Genomic DNA, 26,767 nt, shown 5'->3' on the forward strand with positions numbered 1-26,767 from the left:
TGTTATAATTATCTCAATACTAGATAACTCTACGACATAAATCAACTGGTCTTACCTCTATATTTGCTAACCAGCAACTTTAACCAATTAAAGCATAGCAGTAATTAGACTAAAATTAATACCAATTCGTATAAAGATTAAGTCAGTTCAGAGCGATGTCAGAGGTGGGAGAATAAGCGAAACGTGTGCAGGTATAGTTGTTCTACATCAAACACGTTTTGCGCAATAACCGCGCCTCTAACACGCTCCCAAAGGGCGAGTTTAAACGCTGCATAGACTGTGTTATTGATCTTAACAAGGACGCTACAAGGATGTAGCTTATTAGAGAACGCAGGAGCACGTTCTCCTGAATAACCATTCTTTGCAATCAATGCCTTGCCTCTAACCCTTTTATTTCTCGCTAAGTGGCTAAATACTTAATTGAGTTGGTATTAGATAACGCAGGAGCACGTTCTCCTGAATAACCATTCTCTGCAATCAACGCCGTGCCTCTAAAGCGTTTAATTCTCGCTGAATGACCGAATATTTATGCGAATTGGTATAAGTGCGTAATACGAGACATTTATTCTCGTTATTAACAATTGGAGAACTTATAAAGAGAAGATAAATAATGAAAATTTTGATAATACAATGAAGATAATTTGGCGGAGTGGACGGGACTCGAACCCGCGACCCCCGGCGTGACAGGCCGGTATTCTAACCAACTGAACTACCACTCCGCACAGGGGAACGTATTTTATAAGGCGACCCTTATGAAACATTGGCGGAGTGGACGGGACTCGAACCCGCGACCCCCGGCGTGACAGGCCGGTATTCTAACCAACTGAACTACCACTCCGCATTGTCTCAATTCTATTACTTGTTTTTCATTATCTATTGGCGGAGTGGACGGGACTCGAACCCGCGACCCCCGGCGTGACAGGCCGGTATTCTAACCAACTGAACTACCACTCCGCAGAGATAACATTTAGGAAGAGTTGGCGGAGTGGACGGGACTCGAACCCGCGACCCCCGGCGTGACAGGCCGGTATTCTAACCAACTGAACTACCACTCCACACAAGTATTCCTAAATTCAACAACAAGTCGTTGAATGCGGCGGGAATAATACGGATAACAGTGCAAGGCGTCAACCCCTTTTTTACATTAATATTACTGCTTGCATAATTGCTGAACAATAAGTTGAATTTAGCAGCATTTTATTGCTTTTTACGTCTCATAAAAAACACTGCACCCCCAGCTAGTAGCAATAAAATCACATTCGCGACAATTACCATAATAATATTTTTTTGTGCTTGTGCCTCTGCTTCAGCTGCTTTTTGTTCTTTTGCTTGCTTCAATGCTAATTCACGCGCTTCTTTTTCTTGCTCTAACTTTAAAATTAACGCCGCCGCTTGTTTTTCAGCTTCGCTTTGTGATGATTCATCTAAGCTAGGGACTAAAGGCCCGCCTTCTCGTTCAACATTAAAGGTAAAGTCTGGCACCACTAAACGAAACTCTCGCCCGTTTTTTGTATTTCCGAATGCATTTAATGTGATTCTATGTACCCCTGGTTCAGTATAACCAATTTCTTTAACCCGAGCGGTTCCATTACCTTCCATAATAGCGAAAGGTTCAGATTGGCGATCTGGATAAGTAATTTTACCTTGAAAAATTAAACTGTCAGGGTCAACATAGCTATCATCGATATGAATAGTTACTTCATGAAACGCGAGCGGATCTGTTGTTGGCTTAACCTCGATAGAAATAGGGTTCGGACGAACGATAACAGGTTTTTGTCGTAACTCCCTAGTTGCCATTGGCATAATTACTCGATAAATGGGTGTCCACTCACCGGGTGAAAAGTTCAATTCAAATTCACCAGTAAAAATACCGTCGCGAGCATATTCATCTAACTCGTAACCGTCGTCTCTAAACGTACCTATTTCTATAGGCTCTGCACCAAAATTATCGTAACCCGTATTATTAGTGCTATAAAAGTCGATGGTTAATTTGATCACATCATTAAACAGTGGATCATCTATCGCTTTTTCTTGATTATATAATTTACTGGTTATCTTGAGGGTTTCACCGGAAAGTAAAATGTCAGCTAATGGTTCTACTTCTAGCTTAACTTCTGAAACAATCATTATTTTGCTATCAGGTAAAATTGCGCCTATCGCTTGCCATGGTCCAGGCATAGGACGCACAATACGTATCATATCGAAAGTAGTATCATCGTACCATTCTACTTTACCTTTCTCCGCATTAGTGACTTTAATCTTACTGCCATCAGGGCGCACTAAAATGATGGGAGGTGTTCCACTTCGACGATAAAACAACAAGGTAATTTCTTCAAGCTGTGCATCAATGTGAAACCTATTGTCAAAATACGGAACACGATTTGTTACGTTATCTTGCTCATAATAATGAATTTCAGTTTTAGTGTCTTGAACAGCAACGCCAGGTATCGCATAAAGCCCTACTGTTAATAACACAGTCAACCATTTCATTATTGCCATATTGGCTCACTCCCTTTGTCAGCGATTAGCGCTAACCTTTTTTTATGTCGTTCTTCTTCATCGGCAGATGCACGTACAATCTTTAATTTTTGTCGTTCACTTGATAAACGTTTTATAGCATTGCTGTCTTCGCCGTTTTCCTGGCCGTCACCCATGGAAAAATTAAGCGTAGATTGTTTACGTGTCATTTCAATATAAACAAATGCAAGTAACTGAGCATCAATCAATGCGCCGTGATAAGTACGATCAATTAAGCCATCTACCCGATAATGTTTTGCTAAGAAATCTAAGGTTTTTGGTGAGCCAAACTCATCTTTAGATACTTTTAACGTATCAGTAACTGTACAAATGTCTTCAGTCATTGGCAGCTGTGCCCTAGCCATGCTAAATTCATGATCCATAAAGCCAACATCAAATTTAGCATTATGGATGACTAATTCGGCGCCTTTGATAAAATCAATAAAAGCTCCAGCTACGTCAGCAAACAATGGTTTATCGCGTAAGAATTCATTCGTTAAGCCATGAACGTCGATAACTTCCTGTTCCATCTGAAATTGAGGGTTGATATACGCATGATACGTTCGCCCCGTTAATTGGCGGTTTATCATCTCTACACAGCCAATTTCAACAATCCGATGACCTTCTCGAGGGTTTATACCTGTTGTTTCGGTATCTAGAATAACTAACCGATGCTCTTGTTTGTCATTACTCACGTTCTCACCCTACTTTTCTGGTAATTTTTCTGGGAATTCTTGTACATTGATATTAACTCTTTTACTCGAGTATAAATAAATCACGGCTATTATTATGGTAACTGAATTAATCAATAGCCATTCTTTACTTTGCATTTGCCAAAAGTAATAGGCGACTAAATTTATCAACCAATCGAAAAACAGCGCAATAAATAAAATGTTTTTTAACTGACTGCACATTTTTTTGATAAAGCTATTTGCACCAGGCCGGCGTAAGCTCAATAGAAATACTGTTAATATACCGCCTAAACCAGATAGCAAGCTTAAATAAAATAATTTAGGATCAGGGTAAACCCACGCAATAATACTGACACGGTCTTGCATATTCGTGACAGACATTAGCCAGATAAGATAACCGCGTAAGATAAACAGTAGAATTAAGTAAACCCCTAAGGCAATTTTCACACAATCAAACTTGTCAAAATCCGCCGGGCCAAAATTTTCGTATTGCTTTGACATTCTGCTAGCGGCTCAACTTATTAAGCTTCTCATTTCGTTCACTATGCAATATTTCTTGCCCAGCTGTGATGGCACGCACGGCCTTTGATCTAAACTCGCGATTATATAACGTATACACAACCAACACGCTAGCTAGAATAAATAATAACGGGTGAAAAAACCAACAAATCGCCGCTATTGAAAAATAATAAGATCGCAAACCATAATTATAAGAATGTGCCGCTTGGTCTTGCACTATCGCCATTTGCTTTGCGTAAGCTAATAAGTTTTTATTGGTACCCGATTGATCTGTTGGAGAAGCGCCAACCATAACATTAATAAAGCCGTACTGCCTCATTGACCATGTAAACTGGAAGAAGGCCATGACAAAAATGAACGCAAGTAAGCCTAGCTTTAGCTGGATTATGGTATGGTTAGGAAAATCAGCATAGGGAATAGTTGCAATAACCGCCTCTAGTTTTTCTACTTGAGCAAAGAGGGTTAGTACGCCCGCTAAGACAAGTAACGTTGATGACGCAAAAAAAGCAATGTTTCGCTCTAAATTAGCAAGTAATGCAGCTTCGCCAACTTTGATGTCTCGTGTGATCACTTCGTACATCCAAAGTATTCTATGCTGATGTAAACTACGCGCTATACAGTTAGTGGTTTTTGCTTTTTTTCTGGCAAATTCTGTGTAACCCATCCAGCAAACAATAAAGACCACCAGCGCCAATAAATTAAATAACAAATTAGACATGAAGCATCGAGAAAATGTTAACTACGTTACATAATAAGTTATCATATTTTTGAAGTGGTTAAACCTTTTATCTGAGCGTTTCATTAGGGCCTGTTGATCTTTCGCGTTCAACTTTGTACAAACACTAAATATGAGACTAGAAATGTACAGCAACATTCAACACGCCCTACAAATAAATACGTTATTAAACTGATGTAAAAAGCAAGTCATCGAAAATACTTTGACATAGTAAGGCACAATTTTTACATTGCGCGCTCTCAACAATGATAATGATAAAAAAGAATGCTATCGATGCCCTCTGTCAAAACGCTGTATATTTTGGCTTGTAGCCTAACCATCTTCTGTTCATGTATTACTAGCCATAACGCTTACAGTAAACAAAAAAAAGACATACATATTCCTCGTATCCAAGGAGATATTTCTGTTGATGCTGATCTAACTGACCCTCAATGGCAACACGCAACTAAAGTGTCGTTAGACATTGTAACCCGTCCATATAACAACACAAAAAGCCCGATAAGTACCGAGGCTTTATTGATGGAAAATGGCGAAGTATTTTATCTTGCTTTTGTTGCACAAGATCCAGACCCAACCCAAATCAGAGCCTTTATACGTGACCGCGATAAATCATGGGGCGACGATATTGTTGGTATTAAAATAGATACCTTTAACGACCAGCGCGCTGCCTACCGGTTTTTAGTCAATCCAATGGGATCTCAAATTGACGGTATCGAAAATGAAGTCACACAAAAAGAGAGTGATGCTTGGGATGGTATTTGGGACAGCGCTGGTCGTCTTACCGAGAACGGTTATATTGTTGAAATGGCACTTCCGCTTCGCATGCTTAACTTTAAAGAAAAAACAAGCTTGCAAGACTGGGGCATAGAATTAATGCGCTTTTATCCTCGAAATGAGCAATTACGCATTTCAAATATTGTACTGGATAGAAATAATAGTTGTGAGCTTTGTCAACTACATACCGCAACAGGCTTTAAAGGAGCTAAACAAGGCGACAACTTAATTATCGCACCTTCACTGGTATCAGGTATTCACCAAGATAAAGATAATAATGGAGAGTGGCACAAAAACAATAATACCGAAGCCAGCTTAGACTTACGCTGGGGTATTACCGCCGATACATTGTTAAATGCCACTATCAACCCTGACTTTTCAACCGTTGAAACTGACAATGCGCAGCTAAATATTAATAATACCTTTGCATTATATTACGACGAAAAGCGCCCTTTCTTTCTAGACAATGCTGATTATTTCGACACCAACTATAACCTTATTTATACACGTAACATCAATGCTCCTAACTATGGTGCGAAATTAACCGGCCGACATAATAATCACACATACGCACTGTTTGTTACTGACGACGACACCACTAACATTCTAATTCCAGGAAATAGATCCTCATCGGTTGCCAGAATTGATGATAAATCAAACGCAGCAGCTATTCGTTACCGCTACAGTTATAATAAAGATATTACCGTAGGTTGGGTATCAACCTTACGTGATGCAAAAAATTACCATAATGCTGTTCACGGTATCGACGCAAGATTTAAGCTATCAACGTATGATGTATTTAAATTTCAATATTTGCATTCAAATACTGAATATCCTGACGACTTATTCCAACAATTTTGCAATGAAGACAACCCCGAAGCTTGCCAGCAAACTACACCAGTAGATTGTCAATTTGGTTCATGTGCTTACAATGAAAATGTATTAAGAACACAAAAAGAAAAGCCTTTTAGCGGCAATGCCTTACGTGCAGGTTACTACCATAATGATGAAAAGTGGCATTATTTCGCTACTTACGATACCCAAAATGCAGGCTTCCGTGGGGATTTAGGTTTTATTTCTTATGTTGATCATAACAAATTTGCTATTGGCGGAGATAGAACTTGGTACGGAAAAGCAGGTAGCTGGTGGACCCAAGCAAAAATATATTCTGATTGGGACATTACCCATAATGATGCAGGTGATTTAATAGAGCGTGAGTTTGACATTAATGCCTCGATAAACGCGACTTATAGTTCATGGGTTCAACTTTACTATACACAGCGAGATAAAGTAGGCACAAGACACAATAAATCAATCTTAACGATAAATGATAATACTACATTGTTTACAGAACAACAGCTTGGTATTCGAGGTAATATTAAGCCGATTTTAGGGCTTTATTTATCGGCAAACGCCAGCTATGGTGACGCCATTGATTACAGTAATAATCGCTTAGGCAAAAACAAGAAATTTGACACGCAAGTCAATTGGAATGTTAACAAACACCTAGAAGTGCGATTAAAGCATATCTTTAATCAATTAGACGCCGACAACCAGAATGTATTCAATGCACGATTAACAGAACTGCGTACTACCTACCAATTTAACGTGAAAAGCTTTTTACGTTTTTCATTTGTGTATAACAACACAAACCGTAATGCGAATAACTATTTATATACCGCACCTGAAAACATTACGCCTTACCATAAAAGTGTTGGAACCGAATTACTGTATGCCTATAAAATCAATCCACAAACGGTATTTTATTTAGGGTATTCAGACAATCACCAAGCAGAGCGTAACTTTCATGACTTAGAACAGCAACAACGAAGTGTTTTTATTAAAGTGAGTTACGCATGGATAAAATAACTACAACATTCAGCACTTTTATTTAATGATTTAAAAAGCCGTCTGTGATGGCTTTTTTTATTTTATACGTTGTTAAGTTTGTAAAAATTTGTAAAAATTCGCCTTCAAAAGGATTTCCAGAAACATTCTGGTTTAACAAAACAATAATAAATTTGGAGCAAAAATGCAGTTTTCGTTTAAATACTGCGCCATCGTGATGTTAATTTCACTAACCTCACTATGTAGTAACACCGCACACTCAGAAGAAAAAAATTATCAAATTCCATACGTTAATCAATCCGCAGTAATAGACGGAGAATTAACTGATGATATCTGGAAAAAAGCAAAAGAAATCCCATTAACAATTGTCAACAGTCCATGGAACAACAAGCCTAGCCCTGTCAGCACAACGGCTAGAATAGTTGAGAATGGTGAATTTATTTATTTATCGTTCGTGGCAAAAATCAGAGATAATGAAGAAGTGAAAGCCTTTTTAGGTGATCGTGACTCTCGATGGTCTGACGATATTGTTGGTATCAAATTAGATACTTTTAACACTAGACGATTAAATTATGAGTTTTTTGTTAATGCTTATGGTGTACAGCACGACGGCATTAATAATGAAATGACACAAACACCTAATCGCGCCTGGGATGGTATTTGGGATTCATTTGGCAAACTCATTAAAGGCGGTTATCAAGTAGAAATGGCTATTCCCTATGGCATTTTAAACTTTGAAAATAGCACAAATATCAAAACATGGGCGTTTGAATTAATTAGGTTATACCCTGGCGATACAAAACTTAGAATATCCAACCAAGAAATAGATAGAAATAACGATTGTTGGCTTTGTCAATCTCCTGAAATATCTGGTTTTAAAAACGCTAAAGCCAGTAAAAACCTAATGCTAACACCTGCCATTGTTGCAACAAGAAATGAATCGAGAGATATCTATGATCCTTCCGATGAATGGCACAGTAAAAATAACGTTGATGCAGGACTTGATTTACGATGGAATATCAACAGTAATAATTTATTAAATGCTACCATTAACCCTGATTTCTCTACGGTAGAATCAGATGCAGGTCAATTAAATATTAATAAAACCTTCTCGCTTTTTTATGATGAGAAACGCCCTTTTTTCCTAGATAACGCAGATTATTTTAGCTCTAATTTTGATTTAGTATATACCCGTAACATTGCTGATCCAGATTATGGCGCCAAGGTAACCGGTACTGAAGGTGCGCACAGTTATGGTGTTTTTGTGACTAACGATACTGAAACTAACTTTATTGTGCCGGGTAATACTGGCTCAAATATCGCCTCGTTAGCACAAGACAGTCACTCAGCGGCTATGCGGTACCGTTATGATATTCATGAAGATTTTTCAATTGGTACCGTTTCAACATTACGTGACAGTGATCAATATCACAATTATGTTATTGGTATTGATGGTAATTATCGCATCAACGAATCAAATCAATTAAAAGCTCAATTACTGGGTTCAAACACTCAATACCCGTCCGATTTATATCAAAGCTTTTGCTACGGTAGCGCTTTCAATGATTGTGATAAACCAAAACAAACAGCGTGTAACTTTGGCGATTGCGCATACACCGAGCAAGTACACAGAAGTAATAAACAAGATGATTTTAGTGATCATGCCTTTCTTGCCAGTTATGAGCATAGTTCAGAATATTGGGGCCTGCTTGCCGAGCACAAACAAATCGGTAAAGACTTTAGAGCCGATTTAGGGTTTATGACGTTAGCAGATTATCAGTCGAATAAGCTAACCTTAGATCGCTTTTTTTACGGCGATGAACATACACCGTGGCAAGAAGTTAAAGTAAGTGGTAGTTGGCAAATCAAACATAATGAAAATGGTGAGTTGCTGGAAAAAAACTTACAGTCATTAGTAGGCATAGATGGCCCGATGCAATCTTACTTCGAGCTTATTTTAAATTATGACGATAAAATAGGCTTACGACGTGATGAAACTCAGCTAACCATTGATAACAACGCAACGTTATTTACCGAGAAAGCGATCACACTGTACGGTCAAGTAGAACCGGGAAATAATTTATTGTTGCAGGCAGAGTTTATTGCTGGTGATAAGATTGACTATAACAATAATCGACTTGGTGATTACCAAGAAATATTCGCTGGTATCACCTATAGTTTCACCGAAAAACTATCAGGCGAATTTTATTACACAAACGCCAGCCTAGATGCAGATAAACAAGATGTCTATCAAGCCAAACTCTCAGAATTACGATTATCTTATCAATTTAATGTACACAGTTATCTGAAACTTAACCTTGTGTACAGTGATATTGACCGTAACCCTGATAACAACCCCTTTATTGGTGTGTCAGCACGCAATAATGATCTATCAACACAGCTTATATACGCCTATAAACTTAACCCACAAACCGTCTTTTATTTAGGGTATTCAGATAGTAGTTACCAAGATGATTTTCTAGACCGGTTAACACGAGAGCAACGCACATTTTTTACTAAAATAAGCTATGCGTGGTTGCCTTAAAGTAAGCAGTTATAGAAGGCTGTATTATAGCCTTCTATAACTTTATCACTATATGCCTACTTTTTTTTAAAGCACTAATGACTAAAATGTGATTTCTTAGCGCACATTTAACTACAAATTATTTGAAAATAACCTCTTTATCACTGCGTTGATATACTCTTGTTTCAGGTGTTGTCCAAGTACCTTTCTTAAAGTATGACGTTGATACTTTCATTGAATTACCTAACAGTTCATTTGTTGACTTTACCTGTGTTATTCCTTCTTTGTTACCACTAACCTCTTCATAAGCAATTAAGGTTTTTTCATCGATTAAGTCCATATACCCAGTAGTATGAAAACCTGCCGTAGTGAAATAGTAAAACACAATTTTTTGTTTTTCTTTATCATAAAAGATTAGTGACTCACCGCCATATTCACCTTGGTTAATTGAGTGCAATGTTCTAATAGCCATGCCATTTAAAGCTCGCTCCCAACGGGCAACATCTTCAACTTCAGGTTGCCCTTTACTTACCGGAAACTGTGATTGCCAAGTCCCTAAGTAGTCTTTAAATAACATAAGTTCCGGTGCTAACGTTTTGCTAGTTGCCCATGTAGTTGGAGCAAAAAGTATAAAAAGTAATAATGGAAAATAACGTAAAACTGTCGTTTTCATAAGCGGCCTCATTGTTCTGATTTAACGCGATAGCCAGCTTGTTGAGCTGGATGATTTTCGCGCTTTGCTTTTGTCACATCAATCACGATTGTAGATGATATTTTATCGTGTATTGCTTGCCTGTTAGGGTCCCAATAAATTTGAATAAAACCAAGTAACCCTGTTGCTAATCCGGCACCATACCCGCCATACCTACCGAAACTGTCCCAAACAGACAACGGCGTACCATCAAGCTGTACAACACGAATTTTTAGTAATTTTTTTCCTGGCGTTTGACCATGCCAAATAGCAGTTAATACAGAAAAGTATAGTGCAGCCCAACCAAAACCTAATCCCAAATCTTTCACCACGCTTTGTGACCACTCAACCCCTTTATTAAAAGTTTGTTCAGCAAACGATGTTTTATCAGCTGATGTAACTTCAGGTTCAGCTTCAACTTTTACTGACTCCGTGTCGCGGGATTTCCAATAGCTTTCATTAAACATAGGCGGTATGGTATCAATAAGCACAACAAAAATAACAAGAGCACCTGTGGTTTTTAATATAAAGCGTCTAATCCCTCGCTTTTTCCCCATTTGTTTAGCGCGTTTTTTACTCCCTAAACGAAAAAAGGTTAACGCAGCTAATAACGCTAACAGTTCGCCTGGCGTCTCAGCAAGCATGGCAATAATGATAAAGTCTATCAATAATGCAACGCCTCTGCGCCACGGAACAGCTAAGGGTAAACCGAATAACTGCTTATTTATCTCAAAAGCAAAGGGGGTCAATATTGTTTTGGTTTCTTGTTTTGATAATGGTAACGCATGTTGCGTTTCAGCTTCGGGTTCAGCTAACGCACGTTGATTTTCTTCCATCATATTGCATATTTCTTTTTAATTATTGTTTAACTAGCTAATTATTTATTACTTTTTAGAATATAAGATATAACTAATTGGCACTTCTTTTTCTATTTTTTATGTCTACTATTAATCATTAGCATACTAGGGTGTGATGACTTTTTGAAATGTACTATTAGTCTGAATGCTAGCCTTTGTGAATACCTCAAAAATGTATACACATTGGCACTTTATTAATGTAAATATACAAATAATTTTTTGTAAAAACCATGACAAAATACACACTCCCTAAAAGTATACAAACAAACAATGATAAATTCGATCATGCTGATCAACATTGAAATTGATTAAGCAAGAATAAAGGATGCGCACATGGCAAATATATTCCAAGATAACTCAACCGCAATTGGTAACACCCCTCTAGTAAAATTAAACCGCGTTACGAGCGGTAATGTTTATGCAAAAGTTGAAGCACGCAACCCAAGCTTTAGTGTTAAATGCCGAATTGGTGCAAACATGATCTGGGATGCTGAAAAGCGTGGTGAGTTAGTCGAAGGCAAAGAAATTATTGAGCCTACAAGTGGCAACACAGGCATTGCATTAGCCTTCGTTGCTGCAGCAAGAGGTTATGCTATTACCCTAACGATGCCAGCAACTATGAGCTTAGAGCGCCGTAAATTATTAGCGGCCCTTGGAGCAAAATTAGAGTTAACCGATGGCGCAAAGGGTATGGGTGGTGCAATTGCTAAAGCACAAGAAATTAAAGATTCAGCACCAGAAAAATATGTGTTGCTAGGTCAGTTTGAAAACCCTGCGAATCCTGAAATCCATGAAAAAACAACCGGTCCTGAGATTTGGGAAGATACCAACGGTAATGTTGATATCTTTGTTGCAGGTGTGGGTACTGGCGGTACGATTACAGGCGTTAGTCGTTACCTTAAAAAGACACAAGGTAAAGATGTACTCTCTGTTGCCGTAGAACCTACCGATTCTCCTGTGATTAGTCAAAAGTTAGCGGGTGAAGAATTAAAACCAGGACCACATAAAATCCAAGGCATTGGTGCTGGGTTTATTCCTGGCAACTTAGATCTTTCTGTCGTTGACGCTGTTGAACAAGTATCAAATGAAGATGCTATGGCAATGGCGCACAAGCTCATGAAAGAAGAAGGTATTTTAGCCGGTATTTCATCAGGTGCTGCAGTAGTAGCTGCGAAGAGATTAGCTGAAAAACCCGAAAATGAAGGTAAAAATATTGTCGTTATTCTACCGAGTTCAGCAGAGCGTTATTTATCAAGTGCGCTTTTCACTGATAGCTTCTCTGATAAAGAACTAGTGCAATAAGCACATAACTCAATAAGATAAGGCGCACCATGCGCCTTTTTTATTGGCCAAAATAATGTATTATTGCCTTATATTCAGTTTAGATTGTAATATCATCATGAGAAAATATATTTTACTTATTGTCCTACCTTGTTTGGCCATGTTAGCTGCTTGTGGCGGTAATGAAGATGAGATTAAAGAATTAGACAACCCTGAGAAAATCACCATAGCGTTTTTTCATGCACTTTATAACGAAAGAGATGTACAGAAAGCTGCGTCTGTTTGCTCTCCCAAATTAGCGCGCATAATTTTACATTACAAGTCACCTCGTGCAGTGGCTCGTCACTTATTTAACATGTCATTTGATCAAGTAGAAATTAAGCCAGACGATACCGGTGTAAAAGTGAGAGAGCAATTTAAAGATCAAGCCGTCATTACCGTTTATTTTGATGGAACTTACCACGGAGAAGTATATAAAGATGTTAAACGGATCTCGTTAATTCAAAAAGACGATACTTGGGTCATCAATAAAATTTTAAAAGATCCGTTCTAACATACGAGCATGGAAGTAGCTAAAAGCCTGAGAATACTCGGGCTTTTTATTTCCCCATTACTGTCCCTTCACGTCTTGGATCAGCTCCCCCCACTAAACTAGACTTTTTTACTTCAATAGCGTGAATACCACTATTTAAGTCACGAATGGCAATCTCGTGCCCTTTCGCTTTTAGTTCTGTTGCTAAGTCCACTATGGACGTTCCCTTTTCTAAGGTGGTAATACGATTGCGGTTGGTCACCTTAGGCATATTTATCGCCTGCTGCGGATCAAGCCCCCAATCTAATACCCCCATAATAGTTTGAGCAACATAGTTAATAATTCTGCTGCCTCCTGGCGACCCAACCACCAGTGTCAGATCATCTCCATTAAACACCATGGTTGGTGCCATAGAACTTCTTGGTCGTTTATTTGCTTCTAAACGGTTAGCAACCAACTTACCATCAACCGTAGGTGCCAATGAAAAATCTGTTAGCTGATTATTTAATATAAAACCTTCTGTCATCACTGCAGAGCCGAATGCCATTTCAATACTCGTCGTCATAGAGATAGCATTACCGTCAGCGTCAACAATCGAAATATGGCTCGTTGAAGGTAACTCTATCGATACGTTATCAGCTAATGCTGTTAATGATTCAACTTCACCTGCTGTTGCTTTACCCATATCTTGATGAATATTAATGAGTTTACTTCGTTGATTAAGGTATTGTTCACTCACTAACGTACTTGTAGGCACGTTAACAAAATCATCATCTGCAATGTATCTTGCTCTATCAGCAAAAGCTAAACGCGAACTTTGTGTAAATAAATGGACTGTTTGCGCATCTTCAAAAGCTAATTTTGCTATGTCAAAAGGTTCAAGTTGTTTAAGAATTTGCAATACCGCAACACCACCTGAACTAGGAGGCGCCATACCGCATATACGGTAATCACGATAGCTACCACATACTGGTGGCACTTCTTTCGCTTGATAGCTTGCTAAATCTTCAGTAGACAGCTTGCCAGGAGCTACCGGTGAAGATTGCACAGCCTTGACGATACTCTTTGCAATCCAGCCTTGATAAAAAGGACTGATACCTTCTTCTGATAAACTACGATACACCTTAGCTAACTTTTTATTTTTCAGTGTATCGCCCGCTTTTACTGCATGACCATTAGGGAAAAAGTATTCCCTAATTTCATCAAGTTCAGTGATGCCTGGGTTGTATTGCATTTCAACTAATTTTTGTAAACGAGGTGAAACGATAAAACCCTCTTCGGCAAGCGTTATCACATCAGTAAAAAGGTGCTTCCAAGGAAGCTTACCATATTTATCATGCGCTTTTTTTAGCGCCGCCAACACTCCAGGAACGCCGACAGAACGCCCACCAACTACTGCTTTAATCCATGGAACAGCTTTATTTTTTTTATCTAAGAAAATATCAGGCGTTGCTGCTTTTGGTGCAACTTCTCGCCCATCAAACGTTGTTAAATGTTGATGCTTTTTGTCCCAATGAAGAATAAAGGCGCCTCCCCCAATACCTGATGATTGAGGCTCCACTAAGGTCAACGCTAATTGCACAGCGATAGCGGCATCAATAGCGCTACCTCCTTGATCTAAAATATTATAACCAATTTTCGTCGCATAAGGGTTTGCAGCAGCAACCATAAACTGCTTTTTAATTACAGCCTGCTTCACCGTGATCCCAGTCGCTGCTTCAGGCTCCCTATCTTCTTGAACATGGTATGGGGTATTACTAGCCCAGCTTTGCATAGGTTGAAAAACGAATAAACTCGCAATTAATGCACTTGTAACGGAGTACGGCTTAAACAAAAGTAATTTCCTCATAAAGTAGAAGGTCTAAAGGCTAATAGTTGTTGGTTAAACGCTTTAAAGCTATTTAATAATTCTTGGTATTTTATATCATTGTCTTCTAATTCTGACAATGTATGACAAGCAGCCTCTAAAGTAGATAAGCCACCTTTTTTAGTGGTTGATCTAGCATCATATAGGCTAGATATATTATCAGGTAAGCGAATATGCGGTAACGAGTGAAGTTCAGGGTTACACATATACATTCGATAGGCCTTCTTCCATGTACCATCTAATAAAATTATTCTTTCAATTGCACCTTGTTGATGATTTTTGTTACTCAGCTGACTAATTAATGCAGATTTATCACTAGGATATAACAAAACCGTGTTATGATTTTTTTGCAAAAATAATTTTTGGTAATCGGCATTACCCTTAAAAGACTCTCCTTGCAATACATGGCAATTTTGCAAAGAGCCCTTTAACAACGTAACACTACCTTTGCTTTGCTTAACCTCACTTGGGTGCTGTAAAATAACAATTTCAATATCATTGATAATTGAAACAAATAAACGGCAAATACAACTGGTTTTAGGTCGCTGACAACTTTGGCATATTGCTCTAGGCATAAATAAAATCTTGAATTATGTGATTGATAAACAGAAACTAGCAGGCTGAAAATGCAAAGAAACCCTATGGTATGCCACTACATTATTAACACGAGACAGCCAACTTAAAAAGCCATTATATGCCTATGCTATTACCTTTCCCACTACGCCGTACAGATCTTTATCCAATAGCGCTTTTTCTCATTTGTATTTTAGCATTTTTCCTAAATGAACAATATTATCAACTCTTTGAGTTTGACAGATCTTCTCTTGAGCAAGGACAGTTATGGCGACTGCTTACCAGTCACATGTTACATACAAACCACCTCCATTTACTACTTAATTTGGCAGCCTTAGCGTTATTATTTTTACTACATCGCCGTTATTATTATCGCTATGAATTTCCTTTACTTATGTTTATTGCAGCCATTATTGTTAGTGTCGGTGTTTATTACAGTTCACCAGAGTTACAAAGATACGTAGGTATGTCAGGGGTACTACACGCATTATTTATTTGGGGTGCTATTCAAGACATAAAGCAAAAAGATCACACCGGCTACCTTCTTCTTGCTGGCGTGCTCATTAAGGTTGGTTATGAACAATTATTCGGCGCTAGCGAGCAACTCGCCAATATGATTGATGCGAATGTTGCGATAGATGCACATTTATGGGGAATAATTGCAGGAATTATTTACGTAATAAGCACTGATTTTTTCTTCGTAACAAAAAAAGAATAAAGCCTTGTAAATAAAAGACTTTATTCTTGAAAATTACATTTAAGGTTTGTCCATTCTGATCACAACGCGGCGGTTTTTTGCTCGACCTAAAACCGTTTGGTTAGAGGCTATGTGGCGCTTTTCACCATAACCCTTCGCTTCAATTCGGCTAGGTTCAATACCATTTTCAATAAAATACTGGCGTATTTTATTCGCACGTTTCTCAGACGTTTTTAAGTTTGTATTTCTACCGCCGTAACTATCGGTAAAGCCATCAATTAACACAATATCTAACTCTTGATCTAACGATAAATACTCTCTGATCATGTTAATTTTTCTTTTCGACGCTTTAGTAAATTTATCGCTACCAAATTCAAAATTTAACACCGTATATGAAATATCATCAAAACTATAGTTCAATAAGTTACCAACACACGAAACAAATTTTTGATATGCCTTGTGGAAACGTGAAGTTGATAACCCTACTGACACTTTATCGTGATCGTTGTACCAATCATTATAATAGAAGGTCGGTGACATGCCTTTTTCTAATTCAGAAAGTAATGTCCACGCAACTTTTTTAGGGAGATCAGGAGAAAACTGTTTATGAAGCTTCATGTTCGCGAGCGTTCTGCCGGCATTACCTGGTCGCCAATTAGGCGCAACTGAACGTACTTCCGCTAATGAATAGTTATCGGGTAAACCAAGCATATCTAACTCAAAGAGCATATTTGAATTTCGATTTGCTTTCGCAGAAAATGTGGCTTCACCATAATTGGGAATACTGTGCGATAACGTACATTGTAGCCTTGATTCATCGACCAAGTGCCACTTAGAACTTGCTATATCTGCTTGATATTGTCGAATACCAGCACTAGCTTGGCTTACAAACAAGGCGATTGAGGCAGCAATAAGTATTTTTTTCATAATCACTATTCAATTTTTTGGCTTAAAACTTATATCGGCACGGTTCAAAATTACTTTAAAAATTATTTAATAACCACAACACAGACAAACTAGGGAAAGGATGCAGGCAAAAACCCGCTTTTTATTGTTCACCTATCGATCTATGACATGAATCTTATTACGTTCATTGAAAGTTCACACAACCAAAGGCTAGAAAACAATCAACGTCATAGTGAGTTTACCGCAAGTAATGTAAAACTGCGAATTGATAACGATTTATTCTCCACCGAGTTAGTTTTCACTAAAAATTTCTGCGATAATAGCCACAAAGCACGTCCAAAGATAAAAAATTAATGCTCGATAACAGTAGTAACCAGCAATCAAACATTGAAACGCCAACAACGTATAAATTTTCAGAGCGTTTTAGAGGGTATTTTCCCGTTGTTGTTGATGTAGAAACCGCAGGCTTTAATGCGCAAACAGATGCATTATTAGAGATAGCAGCTACTACGCTATCTTTTAATGAAGAAACCGGCATGTTATCACTCGATGAAACCATACACTTTAATGTTGAGCCTTTTGAAGGAGCAAACCTTGAACCTGCAGCATTAGAGTTTACCGGAATAGACCCAACTAATCCGCTAAGGGCTGCCGTTTTAGAAAGCGAAGCATTAAAAGAAACATTTAAATTTATTCGTAAAAAAATGAAAGCTGCTGGCTGTAAACGTGCCATTATGGTCGCGCACAACGCTGCTTTTGACTTAGGCTTTGTTAATGCAGCTACTGAGCGCTGTTCAATAAAACGCACCCCTTTTCACCCTTTCGTCAGTTTTGATACCACAACATTATCAGGCTTGGCGCTTGGACAAACCGTTTTAGCAAAAGCGTGCGAAGCAGCGGGATTAGCCTTTGATAACAAAGAAGCGCATTCTGCGTTATATGACACTGAGAAAACTGCAGAACTTTATTGTTACATCGTAAATAAGTGGCAACAATTAGGTGGGTGGCCATTACCCACCTCCTCTGCAGTTGACCCCGTTAGCAACGATTAAAACAGCGATTGTTTACGTTGTCGATTATGACGCCGGCAAACTAGGTTTCTTACCGCCCAAACAATCAATGCAAACGCAGAAAATTGAAGCAAATCACTTGTTCCAATCATCAGTAAAAATACACCAATCGCAAGATAAACAAATGGTAAGTATTCATAGATAAGTTCAGGTAACCATCTCTTGTTTTGTTTACGGTACTGTTTATCTAAACGACGAAATGCCGACCTTTTGACCAAAACAATGCAAGCCGCCATATAAAAAATAAATGCTGAAAAAATGAATACATGGCTTGTTTCACCTAGTGTTAAAAGTGCACCACTGATCAAAAAATAGAGGTAAGGAAGGTTTTCATAAATAGACTTTGGTAACTGCATATTTTTCCTTAACGGTCGGTGCTATCTTATATCATAGATGCATTTGTCTATTTTGTTTAATCCCCGTTACATAAAAAGTCGCAGTAATCACTATTGGCAAACTTAATATTTTAATGTCTCTTCACCCATTAACCTATATTAACCTCAGGTTTGCATAAGAAATAGTGTAATACTAATAAGTTCAATAGCCTAACAAATGTTGTTCTTTCTAACGAGGTACTTTTTTGCTGAATTCAAGGCATATTACTGTAGGAATAGCCCGCTATTGCAAAGCAACGTTTGAAAGGCACAAAAAAACCGACGTTATACGTCGGTTTTTAAAAAGCATTAACTTAAATTATAAGTTATCAGCGTTATCCGTTAAATAAGACGAAACACCTTCTGGTGAAGCAGTCATACCTTTATCACCTTTATTCCAACCTGCTGGGCATACTTCACCGTGCTCTTGGTGGAATTGTAAAGCATCGATCATACGCAACATTTCGTCAACGTTACGACCTAATGGTAAATCATTCACTACTTGATGACGTACATTGCCTTCTTCATCAATTAAGAATGAACCACGGAATGCAACACCAGCTTCTGGATGTTCAACATCATATGCTTGACAAATTTCGTGTTTAACATCAGCAACTAACGTGTATTGAACTGGACCAATACCACCTTCATTTACTGGGGTGTTACGCCATGCATTGTGTGAAAATTGTGAATCAATTGAAACACCAATGACCTCAACACCACGACTTTTGAATTCTTCAATACGACGATCGAATGCAATAAGCTCTGATGGACAAACAAATGTAAAGTCTAAAGGATAGAAAAATACAACAGCTTTTTTACCTTTAATTGCTTCGGATAATGTGTAGCTATCTACAATTTCACCGCTACCTAATACTGCTGCTGCCGTAAAGTCTGGCGCCGGACGACCCACTAATACACTCATTTTATTCTCCAATGTTATTTATGTATGTTTACTAATACCTCAATAGTATTGAGGCATCAGGAATAAATTCAACCTGTTCTGAAAATTATTTTTCTTCTGATTGTTCTTTTGCAGCTGCACGCTCTGCTGCTTCTTTTACTAGAGGCGCTAATTCACCTTGCTGATACATCTCAATAATAATATCGCAACCACCTACTAACTCACCTTCAACCCATAGTTGAGGGAATGTAGGCCAATCGGCATAAATAGGTAATTCACTGCGAATATCAGGATTTTGCAAAATATCAACATAAGCAAATTTTTCACCACAAGACATTAATGCTTGAGACGCTTGTGCCGAGAAACCACAGTTTGGTAACTTAGGTGAACCCTTCATGTATAGTAAAATGCTGTTTTCTGCGATTTGCTGTTTAATACGTTCTACTGTATCCATTTTATGCCTCTATCTATTTACGCGAACACAATACATAGTGGAGATTACATTGCCATTATTCAATGATGTAACTACTAATAATAAAAATATTTAAATAAAAGCGCTTAGCCTTGATAATTGGGCTAGCAATACCTATATATTTGAGTACACTATGCATAATTAAAAATACCTGAGTATTTTACTCGGATTATTTTAAATTCAAACCACTAATTTATTTTAGGGCAAAATAAATATTTCTAATCAATTCCTGGAGAGTATAAATGGCTATTGAGTTACCAGCATTACCTTACGCGATGGATGCACTTGCTCCACATATTTCACAAGAAACTTTAGAGTATCACTACGGTAAACATCACAATACGTACGTAGTAAAATTAAACGGCTTAATTGAAGGTACTGATTTCGAAGGTAAGTCTTTAGAAGACATAGTTAAAGCTTCAGACGGCGGTGTTTTCAATAACGCAGCACAAATTTGGAATCATACTTTTTACTGGAACAGCTTAAGCCCTAACGGCGGCGGTGAGCCAACAGGCGCACTTGCAGAAGCAATTAATGCAAAGTTTGGTTCATTTGAAGCATTTAAAACCACTTTTAACGAGAAAGCAGTAAATAACTTTGGTTCAAGCTGGACATGGTTAGTGAAAACAGCGGATGGCGGTGTTGATATTGTAAACACGTCTAACGCAGCTACGCCATTAACTGATGATAGTTTAACACCGTTAATGACAGTGGATTTATGGGAACATGCTTACTACATTGATTACCGTAATCTTCGCCCAAGCTATTTAGAAGGATTTTGGGCATTAATTAACTGGGAATTTGCTTCTGCAAATTTTGCTTAAATAAAAAATTCTTGCTAAAAAACCAGCGCACTGCCGCTGGTTTTTTTATGTCTGACTGATGACGTTCTACCTCGTTATATTTCATGGTTATATATTTCTCTCGATAAATTCTATCATCTTAAAGAATCCGTACTAAGCTTAAAGTAGCGCTTTAAAAATTAAGACTTTTAATTGCCTTGGCAAGCATTGTTTAACTTAGTAAACGTACAGTAAAGCCCGTTAACTGAAAGCAGTCGCGCCACCGCATTCGAGTACATTTTTCGAGGAGACGGTTATGAGCATCTTTAAACATTATCAATCTCGATATGATGAACTTCAGGAAGAAACTTGTTCAGTGCAAGAGTTCCTGTCTTTATGTAGAGACAACAAAATGGCGTACGCAAGTGCAGCAGAGCGCCTATTATCAGCCATTGGTGAACCCGAAATGATCGACACTGCCAATGATCCCCGATTATCACGTATTTTCTCAAACCGCGTCATCTCTCGCTACCCTGCCTTTAAAGAGTTTTTCGGCATGGAAGAAGCAATAGAGCAAATAGTTTCCTACCTTAAACATGCCTCTCAAGGGCTTGAAGAAAAGAAGCAAATACTCTATTTACTTGGTCCAGTAGGTGGGGGAAAGTCTTCGCTTGCTGAAAAATTAAAAGCCCTAATGCAGCAAGAGCCTATTTACGTGCTTAGCGCAAACGGACAACGTAGCCCAGTAAATGATCATCCTTTTTGTTTATTCGATAAAAATGCCGACGGTAAAATTTTACTCGAAGAGTATCAGATCCCAGAACGCTATTTAAATACCATTATGTCACCCTGGGTTGCCAAACGTTTACATGAATTTAAAGGCGACATCAGCAAATTCGACGTTGTAAAAGCCTACCCTTCTATCCTTGATCAACTTGCTATTGCAAAAACAGAGCCTGGCGATGATAACAATCAAGATATTTCTGCGCTGGTAGGTAAAGTTGACATCCGCCAATTAGAACATTTCGCCCAAAATGATCCAGATGCATACAGTTACTCAGGCGCCTTATGCAGAGCAAACCAAGGGTTAATGGAGTTTGTAGAAATGTTCAAAGCACCAATAAAAGTATTACATCCCTTACTAACTGCAACGCAAGAAGGCAACTACAATCCAACAGAAGGTTTGTCAGCCCTACCATTTGATGGAATTTTATTAGCTCACTCTAACGAATCTGAATGGCAAACATTCCGAAATAATAAGAATAACGAAGCGTTTTTAGATCGCGTTTACATTGTTAAAGTACCCTACTGTATGCGTGTATCTGAAGAAGTTAAAATTTATGAAAAGCTGCTAACCAATAGTGAATTATGTCACGCACAATGTGCGCCTGATACCTTAGAAACATTAGCGCAATTTAGTGTGTTATCACGATTAAAAGAACCAGAAAATTCAAGTATTTTTTCTAAAATGCGCGTTTATGACGGAGAAAGTCTTAAAGACACCGATCCTAAAGCAAAATCTTTTCAAGAGTACCGAGATTATGCAGGCGTAGATGAAGGTATGTCAGGGCTTTCAACAAGATTTGCCTTCAAAATATTATCACGTGTTTTTAATTTTGATCACGCAGAAGTTGCTGCCAACCCTGTCCATTTATTTTATGTACTCGAACAACAAATCGAACGAGAACAACTACCTAAAGAAACCAGTGAGCGTTATGTAAACTTCCTAAAAGAATACCTAACGCCACAATACATTGAGTTTATTGGTAAAGAAATTCAAACCGCCTATTTAGAATCTTATTCAGAATACGGACAAAACATATTTGATCGCTACGTAACTTATGCAGATTTTTGGATACAAGATCAAGAGTATCGCGATACGGAAACGGGGCAATTATTCGATAGAGAAGCATTAAACAATGAACTAGAGAAAATTGAAAAACCCGCGGGGATCAGCAATCCGAAAGATTTTCGCAATGAAATTGTTAACTTTGTTCTACGGGCTCGTGCAAATAACAAAGGTAAAAATCCTAATTGGACCAGTTATGAAAAACTGCGCACTGTGATAGAGAAGAAAATGTTTTCGAATACCGAAGACCTACTGCCAGTTATTTCATTCAATGCAAAAACCTCCAATGATGATCAGCAAAAACATGACGACTTTGTCAAACGTATGATGGCTAAAGGCTATACCAAAAAACAGGTAAGACTATTATCTGAGTGGTATTTACGTGTAAGAAAAGCGTCATAACAAGCGTTTGGCAGGAGCAGTAATCATGGCAAACTTTATTGACCGACGGTTAAATGGTAAAAATAAAAGTACGGTGAACCGACAACGCTTTATTAGGCGCTATAAGTCGCAAATTAAAAAATCGGTTGAGCGCGCTATAAATAATCGTGGTGTCACCGACACAGAAAGTGGTGAGAGCATTACCATACCGAAAAAAGATTTATCCGAGCCTGTTTTTCATCAAGGTAAAGGCGGCGTGCGTGATCGAGTACACCCAGGAAATGATCAATATAGTGCAGGCGATCGCATTAAACGTCCGCCACAACAAGGTGGCCAAGGCTCAGGTCAAGGTAAAGCAAGTAATAGTGGCGAAGGGGAAGACGATTTTGTCTTTTCCATTTCTAAAGACGAGTACTTAAATTTACTGTTTGAAGATCTGGAATTACCTAACCTAGAGAAAAACCAACTCAATAAATTAATTGATTACAAAACTGTTCGATCTGGTTACTGTGCTGAAGGTGTGCCAGCAAACATTGACATTGTAAAATCATTACAAGGCTCTGTGGCCCGCCGCATTGCGATGACATCCTCAAAAAGAAAACAATTAAAAGCCTTACAATTACAACTTGCTGATCTTGAAGCAGACACGTTTGATCACGTAGCAGAAATAAAAACGCTTAAAAAAGCAATAAACGCCCTCGAAAAGAAAATAGCAGCTGTACCTTTTATCGATACTTTCGACTTACGATTTAGAAATTATGCTCGCCAACCAATGCCTACATCAAAAGCCGTGATGTTTTGTTTAATGGATGTTTCGGGCTCTATGGATCAAGCCACTAAAGATATTGCTAAACGTTTCTACATTTTACTGTATCTTTTTTTAACGCGTACCTATAGCACAATTGATGTGGTGTACATTCGCCATCACACCCAAGCAAAAGAAGTCGATGAACAAGAGTTTTTTTATTCACAAGAAACTGGCGGAACTATCGCATCAAGTGCTTTAGAATTAATGATACAAGTCATCAATGACAGATATAACCCAACAGAATGGAATATCTACGGCGCACAAGCATCTGACGGCGATAATTGGGCAGATGATTCACCCCATTGCTATCAATTAATGATGGATAAAATTATGCCCGCCTGTCGGTACTTTTCCTATATTGAAATTACCCAGCGCGCTCATCAAACACTGTGGCAACAATATGAAAAAGTAGCGCAAACAAATACACATTTTGCTATGCAACATATCCAAACAGCAGATGATATTTACCCTGTATTTAGAGAGCTCTTTAAGAAAAACACGCAACAAGTAGCGTAGTACTCTGCCCTACTTGGAGGAAGCTGAAATGGTTAAAAAGAAGATGTTATCTGATGGCCCTGACTGGACCTTCGAACTATTAGATCAGTATCAAACAGAAATAGCCCGTGTTGCTAAACATTACAAATTAGACACCTACAAAAATCAAATAGAGGTAATCACCGCTGAGCAAATGATGGATGCTTATGCCAGTGTAGGTATGCCTATAGGTTACAACCATTGGACTTATGGGAAAAAATTTATTCAAACGGAGCAAAACTATAAACGAGGTCAAATGGGGCTCGCTTATGAAATTGTCATCAATTCAGATCCATGTATTTCTTATCTAATGGAAGAGAATTCAATAACGATGCAAGCGTTAGTGATGGCGCATGCCTGTTATGGCCATAATAGTTTTTTTAAAGGAAATTACCTATTTAAGTCATGGACTGACGCCAGTTCAATAATTGATTACTTACTCTTTGCTAAAAACTACATAGCAAAATGCGAACATAAATATGGAATAGATGAGGTGGAATCTTGTTTAGATGCTTGCCATGCACTCATGAATCATGGCGTTGATCGATACAAACGCCCACAAAAAATTTCACTCGAAGAAGAATTTAAACGTCAAACCGCACGTGAACAATACTTACAGTCTCAAGTGAACACCTTATGGCGCACGTTACCTGCTGATAAACAAATAAAGACCAAACATGCAGATAACTTTCCAAAAGAACCACAAGAAAACATTTTATACTTCATTGAAAAAAATGCGCCATTATTAAAACCTTGGCAACGTGAAATAGTGCGAATAGTACGAAAAGTATCACAATACTTTTACCCTCAAAAACAAACACAAGTGATGAACGAGGGCTGGGCATGCTTTTGGCATTACACTATTTTGAACCACTTATACGATGAAGGGTTACTGAGCGATCAATTTATGATCGAGTTTCTACACAACCATACTAATGTTGTTGCACAGCCCGATTACAACAGCCCATATTATTCAGGCATAAATCCATACGCTCTTGGTTTTAATATGTTCATCGATATTAAACGGATTTGCGAAGCCCCCACCGAAGAAGATAAACAATGGTTTCCTGATATTGCCGGCAGCGACTGGTTAGAAACGCTGCACTTTGCAATGGAAAATTTCAAAGACGAGAGCTTTATTAGTCAATTTCTATCACCCAAACTAATGCGTGATTTTAAACTTTTCCATATTCACGATGATGAAAAAGAAAATTTTGTTGAAATTGCAGCGATACATAATGAATCAGGCTATCAAGCATTAAGAACGTCACTTTCTAATCAATACAATTTAAGTAATATTGAGCCTAACATTCAAGTAATAAACGCAGATGTGAGTGGCGATAGATCATTAACCCTAAAATACACACCCCACAATGAAATTCCGCTAGCCGAATCAAGCGAAGAGGTCATGAAACATTTACATTACTTATGGCAATTTGACGTTAGGTTAGTTGAAGAACATCACGGCGAAGAAAAGGTTATCGCGCAATGTCCCGCATTAGAAAAAGAAAAAGCGAGCTAACGACACGTTGCTCGCCATTTCTATCTTCAATTCAATCTAGGCAGAAAGCTCTTTTAATACATCTTCTTTAAGCTCTAGCCACAGTTTTCCTGATTCAACACCATATTTACGCACGGTTAAAACTGAATCATCAAATTTATTTTCTTTTGCTAATTCAATAAGTTTATCGTAATAAGCTCTCGAGATTTCTCTACCTTTTGGGTGAGCAAAATATAAACTACCAATACGAGAATATAAGCCTTTAAAGCCATTTAAAATCAATAAATATATCGGATTTCCTGATGCAACCACCAATTCTTTATTGAGTTGGTAATCAAATTCAGCGTACGCTTCACCAGTATCTTCAATATCTTTATACGCCTCAAGTAGTTCAATGGTTTTTTCAGGATTGTTTCTGATTGCACCACGAACATAGATGGCACTGATGTTTGTGCGAGCTGACATTAAATTATCAACTAAGTCAGGAACGCCCTCTTGATCTAATTGTGCAAGTGTTTCAAGCACATTTAAACTAGACGTATCCCAGAAATTATTCACTTTAGTTGGTTTGCCGTGCTTAATGGTTAACCAGCCATCGCGAGCTAATCGCTGTAATACTTCTCTAAGTGTCGTTCTGGTTACTCCAATCAATTCAGAAAGCTCTCGTTCTGCAGGTAAAATTGATCCTGGAGGAAAGCCCCCATTCCAGATGGATTCGACTATATACTGCTCAGCAAACCCTGCCGGACTATGTGCTTTAATAACCATAAGGCTCCACGCAACGACGTTAATTAAAAGTGAACTGATTGTACCAGAAGAATATTTTGGCACAAGAAAATTAGTGACAGTAATAGTTAAGCAACAACGAAAATATAATTTAAAGATTAAAAATCAATGAATTAAAGATAATTCAGGTAAGCAGCAATCATAAATATTTAAACAGTTTTCTAATAATAATAATGAATCTATTTTACAAACGATACTATTAGACATAAACTGAAAACTCGTATAATTTACAATAACTAATATAAACATTATAACGAGAACCTTCGACGAAATAGCGTTAACCTATAGAACA

General features: G+C 38.0%; 23 protein-coding genes and 4 tRNA genes. 10 read left to right on the forward strand and 17 right to left on the reverse strand.

Features of this window, described 5'->3' with window-relative positions; genetic code table 11:
• Positions 1 to 642: 642 nt before the first annotated feature.
• The 8 genes from QUE72_RS11105 to QUE72_RS11140 all read right to left on the reverse strand — a co-directional run bounded on the left by QUE72_RS11105 (position 643) and on the right by QUE72_RS11140 (position 4,446).
• A tRNA-Asp gene (locus QUE72_RS11105) sits at positions 643 to 719 on the reverse strand.
• 42 nt (positions 720 to 761) lie between these two features.
• Positions 762 to 838, reverse strand: a tRNA-Asp gene (locus QUE72_RS11110).
• 39 nt (positions 839 to 877) lie between these two features.
• Positions 878 to 954 (reverse strand) — tRNA-Asp (locus QUE72_RS11115).
• 24 nt (positions 955 to 978) lie between these two features.
• Positions 979 to 1,055: transfer RNA gene (locus tag QUE72_RS11120), tRNA-Asp, on the reverse strand.
• A gap of 142 nt (positions 1,056 to 1,197) precedes the next feature.
• Entirely contained in the window at positions 1,198 to 2,499 is a 1,302-nt protein-coding gene (locus QUE72_RS11125; RefSeq protein WP_286269047.1) for a TIGR03503 family protein, read from the reverse strand.
• Positions 2,490 to 3,212 (reverse strand): DNA polymerase III subunit epsilon, encoded by a 723-nt coding sequence (gene dnaQ / locus QUE72_RS11130; protein WP_074499259.1) that lies wholly within the window; start codon positions 3,210 to 3,212, stop codon positions 2,490 to 2,492. Before dnaQ ends, QUE72_RS11125 begins: the two co-directional genes overlap by 10 nt.
• Before the next feature lie 9 nt (positions 3,213 to 3,221).
• On the reverse strand, positions 3,222 to 3,710 hold the full coding sequence (locus QUE72_RS11135) for a DUF2919 family protein (protein ID WP_286269050.1): 489 nt from the start codon (positions 3,708 to 3,710) through the stop codon (positions 3,222 to 3,224).
• 4 nt (positions 3,711 to 3,714) lie between these two features.
• Positions 3,715 to 4,446 carry a DUF599 domain-containing protein gene (locus tag QUE72_RS11140; RefSeq protein WP_074499257.1) on the reverse strand — a complete coding sequence of 244 codons (732 nt, stop codon included), beginning with the start codon at positions 4,444 to 4,446 and terminating at the stop codon, positions 3,715 to 3,717.
• Positions 4,447 to 4,737: 291 nt separating this feature from the next.
• Here QUE72_RS11140 and QUE72_RS11145 point away from each other — a divergent pair, with 291 nt between their 5' ends.
• Together QUE72_RS11145 and QUE72_RS11150 are read left to right on the forward strand one after the other, a co-directional pair.
• A complete protein-coding gene (locus QUE72_RS11145) occupies positions 4,738 to 7,107 on the forward strand; it encodes a carbohydrate binding family 9 domain-containing protein (protein WP_286269054.1) in 2,370 nt (789 codons plus the stop codon).
• Between the two features lie 163 nt (positions 7,108 to 7,270).
• On the forward strand, positions 7,271 to 9,631 hold the full coding sequence (locus QUE72_RS11150; RefSeq protein ID WP_286269055.1) for a carbohydrate binding family 9 domain-containing protein: 2,361 nt from the start codon (positions 7,271 to 7,273) through the stop codon (positions 9,629 to 9,631).
• Positions 9,632 to 9,749: 118 nt separating this feature from the next.
• Here the strand turns inward: QUE72_RS11150 and QUE72_RS11155 are convergent, their stop codons facing one another.
• Entirely contained in the window at positions 9,750 to 10,283 is a 534-nt protein-coding gene (locus QUE72_RS11155) for a hypothetical protein (RefSeq protein ID WP_286269057.1), read from the reverse strand.
• Between the two features lie 8 nt (positions 10,284 to 10,291).
• Positions 10,292 to 11,140: an RDD family protein gene (locus QUE72_RS11160; RefSeq protein ID WP_074499254.1), complete on the reverse strand. Its 849-nt coding sequence runs from the start codon at positions 11,138 to 11,140 to the stop codon at positions 10,292 to 10,294.
• Positions 11,141 to 11,491: 351 nt separating this feature from the next.
• Between QUE72_RS11160 and cysK the strand changes: the two genes are divergently transcribed.
• Both cysK and QUE72_RS11170 read left to right on the forward strand, forming a co-directional pair.
• On the forward strand, positions 11,492 to 12,460 hold the full coding sequence (cysK, locus tag QUE72_RS11165) for a cysteine synthase A (RefSeq protein ID WP_074499253.1): 969 nt from the start codon (positions 11,492 to 11,494) through the stop codon (positions 12,458 to 12,460).
• A gap of 97 nt (positions 12,461 to 12,557) precedes the next feature.
• Positions 12,558 to 12,992 (forward strand): hypothetical protein, encoded by a 435-nt coding sequence (locus QUE72_RS11170; RefSeq protein ID WP_286269060.1) that lies wholly within the window; start codon positions 12,558 to 12,560, stop codon positions 12,990 to 12,992.
• Between the two features lie 46 nt (positions 12,993 to 13,038).
• Here QUE72_RS11170 and ggt read toward each other — a convergent pair whose 3' ends face one another.
• Positions 13,039 to 14,820 carry a gamma-glutamyltransferase gene (gene ggt / locus QUE72_RS11175; RefSeq protein WP_286269062.1) on the reverse strand — a complete coding sequence of 594 codons (1,782 nt, stop codon included), beginning with the start codon at positions 14,818 to 14,820 and terminating at the stop codon, positions 13,039 to 13,041.
• A complete protein-coding gene (locus tag QUE72_RS11180) occupies positions 14,817 to 15,413 on the reverse strand; it encodes a tRNA-uridine aminocarboxypropyltransferase (RefSeq protein WP_074499251.1) in 597 nt (198 codons plus the stop codon). Before QUE72_RS11180 ends, ggt begins: the two co-directional genes overlap by 4 nt.
• A 119-nt stretch (positions 15,414 to 15,532) precedes the next feature.
• Here QUE72_RS11180 and rrtA point away from each other — a divergent pair, with 119 nt between their 5' ends.
• A complete protein-coding gene (gene rrtA, locus QUE72_RS11185; protein ID WP_286269065.1) occupies positions 15,533 to 16,129 on the forward strand; it encodes a rhombosortase in 597 nt (198 codons plus the stop codon).
• 39 nt (positions 16,130 to 16,168) lie between these two features.
• On the opposite strand, the gene QUE72_RS11190 is transcribed toward rrtA, so the two are convergent.
• On the reverse strand, positions 16,169 to 17,035 hold the full coding sequence (locus tag QUE72_RS11190; protein WP_074499249.1) for a flagellar protein MotY: 867 nt from the start codon (positions 17,033 to 17,035) through the stop codon (positions 16,169 to 16,171).
• 332 nt (positions 17,036 to 17,367) lie between these two features.
• Between QUE72_RS11190 and rnt the strand changes: the two genes are divergently transcribed.
• On the forward strand, positions 17,368 to 18,066 hold the full coding sequence (rnt, locus tag QUE72_RS11195; RefSeq protein WP_286269067.1) for a ribonuclease T: 699 nt from the start codon (positions 17,368 to 17,370) through the stop codon (positions 18,064 to 18,066).
• On the opposite strand, the gene QUE72_RS11200 is transcribed toward rnt, so the two are convergent.
• The 3 genes from QUE72_RS11200 to QUE72_RS11210 all read right to left on the reverse strand — a co-directional run bounded on the left by QUE72_RS11200 (position 18,063) and on the right by QUE72_RS11210 (position 19,816).
• Positions 18,063 to 18,440 carry a hypothetical protein gene (locus tag QUE72_RS11200; RefSeq protein WP_286269069.1) on the reverse strand — a complete coding sequence of 126 codons (378 nt, stop codon included), beginning with the start codon at positions 18,438 to 18,440 and terminating at the stop codon, positions 18,063 to 18,065. The genes rnt and QUE72_RS11200 overlap by 4 nt on opposite strands.
• Positions 18,441 to 18,777: 337 nt before the next feature.
• Positions 18,778 to 19,383: a peroxiredoxin gene (locus QUE72_RS11205; RefSeq protein ID WP_074499246.1), complete on the reverse strand. Its 606-nt coding sequence runs from the start codon at positions 19,381 to 19,383 to the stop codon at positions 18,778 to 18,780.
• A gap of 85 nt (positions 19,384 to 19,468) precedes the next feature.
• Positions 19,469 to 19,816, reverse strand: coding sequence for a Grx4 family monothiol glutaredoxin (locus tag QUE72_RS11210; RefSeq protein WP_074499245.1), 348 nt, complete (start codon positions 19,814 to 19,816; stop codon positions 19,469 to 19,471).
• Positions 19,817 to 20,076: 260 nt separating this feature from the next.
• Between QUE72_RS11210 and QUE72_RS11215 the strand changes: the two genes are divergently transcribed.
• From QUE72_RS11215 to QUE72_RS11230, 4 genes are all read left to right on the forward strand, one after another.
• Complete coding sequence (locus tag QUE72_RS11215) at positions 20,077 to 20,658, forward strand: Fe-Mn family superoxide dismutase (protein ID WP_286269070.1); 582 nt, start codon at positions 20,077 to 20,079, stop codon at positions 20,656 to 20,658.
• Between the two features lie 274 nt (positions 20,659 to 20,932).
• Positions 20,933 to 22,867: a PrkA family serine protein kinase gene (locus QUE72_RS11220; protein WP_074499243.1), complete on the forward strand. Its 1,935-nt coding sequence runs from the start codon at positions 20,933 to 20,935 to the stop codon at positions 22,865 to 22,867.
• Positions 22,868 to 22,892: 25 nt separating this feature from the next.
• Positions 22,893 to 24,170 carry a YeaH/YhbH family protein gene (locus tag QUE72_RS11225; RefSeq protein ID WP_074499242.1) on the forward strand — a complete coding sequence of 426 codons (1,278 nt, stop codon included), beginning with the start codon at positions 22,893 to 22,895 and terminating at the stop codon, positions 24,168 to 24,170.
• Between the two features lie 28 nt (positions 24,171 to 24,198).
• Positions 24,199 to 25,710 (forward strand): SpoVR family protein, encoded by a 1,512-nt coding sequence (locus tag QUE72_RS11230; RefSeq protein WP_286269073.1) that lies wholly within the window; start codon positions 24,199 to 24,201, stop codon positions 25,708 to 25,710.
• Between the two features lie 36 nt (positions 25,711 to 25,746).
• On the opposite strand, the gene fadR is transcribed toward QUE72_RS11230, so the two are convergent.
• Positions 25,747 to 26,457 (reverse strand): fatty acid metabolism transcriptional regulator FadR, encoded by a 711-nt coding sequence (fadR, locus tag QUE72_RS11235; RefSeq protein ID WP_286269074.1) that lies wholly within the window; start codon positions 26,455 to 26,457, stop codon positions 25,747 to 25,749.
• Positions 26,458 to 26,767: the final 310 nt, after the last annotated feature.

Origin of the sequence: Thalassotalea hakodatensis, from assembly GCF_030295995.1 — a bacterium.
In the GTDB taxonomy this organism is placed as follows: Bacteria; Pseudomonadota; Gammaproteobacteria; order Enterobacterales; family Alteromonadaceae; genus Thalassotalea_C; species Thalassotalea_C hakodatensis.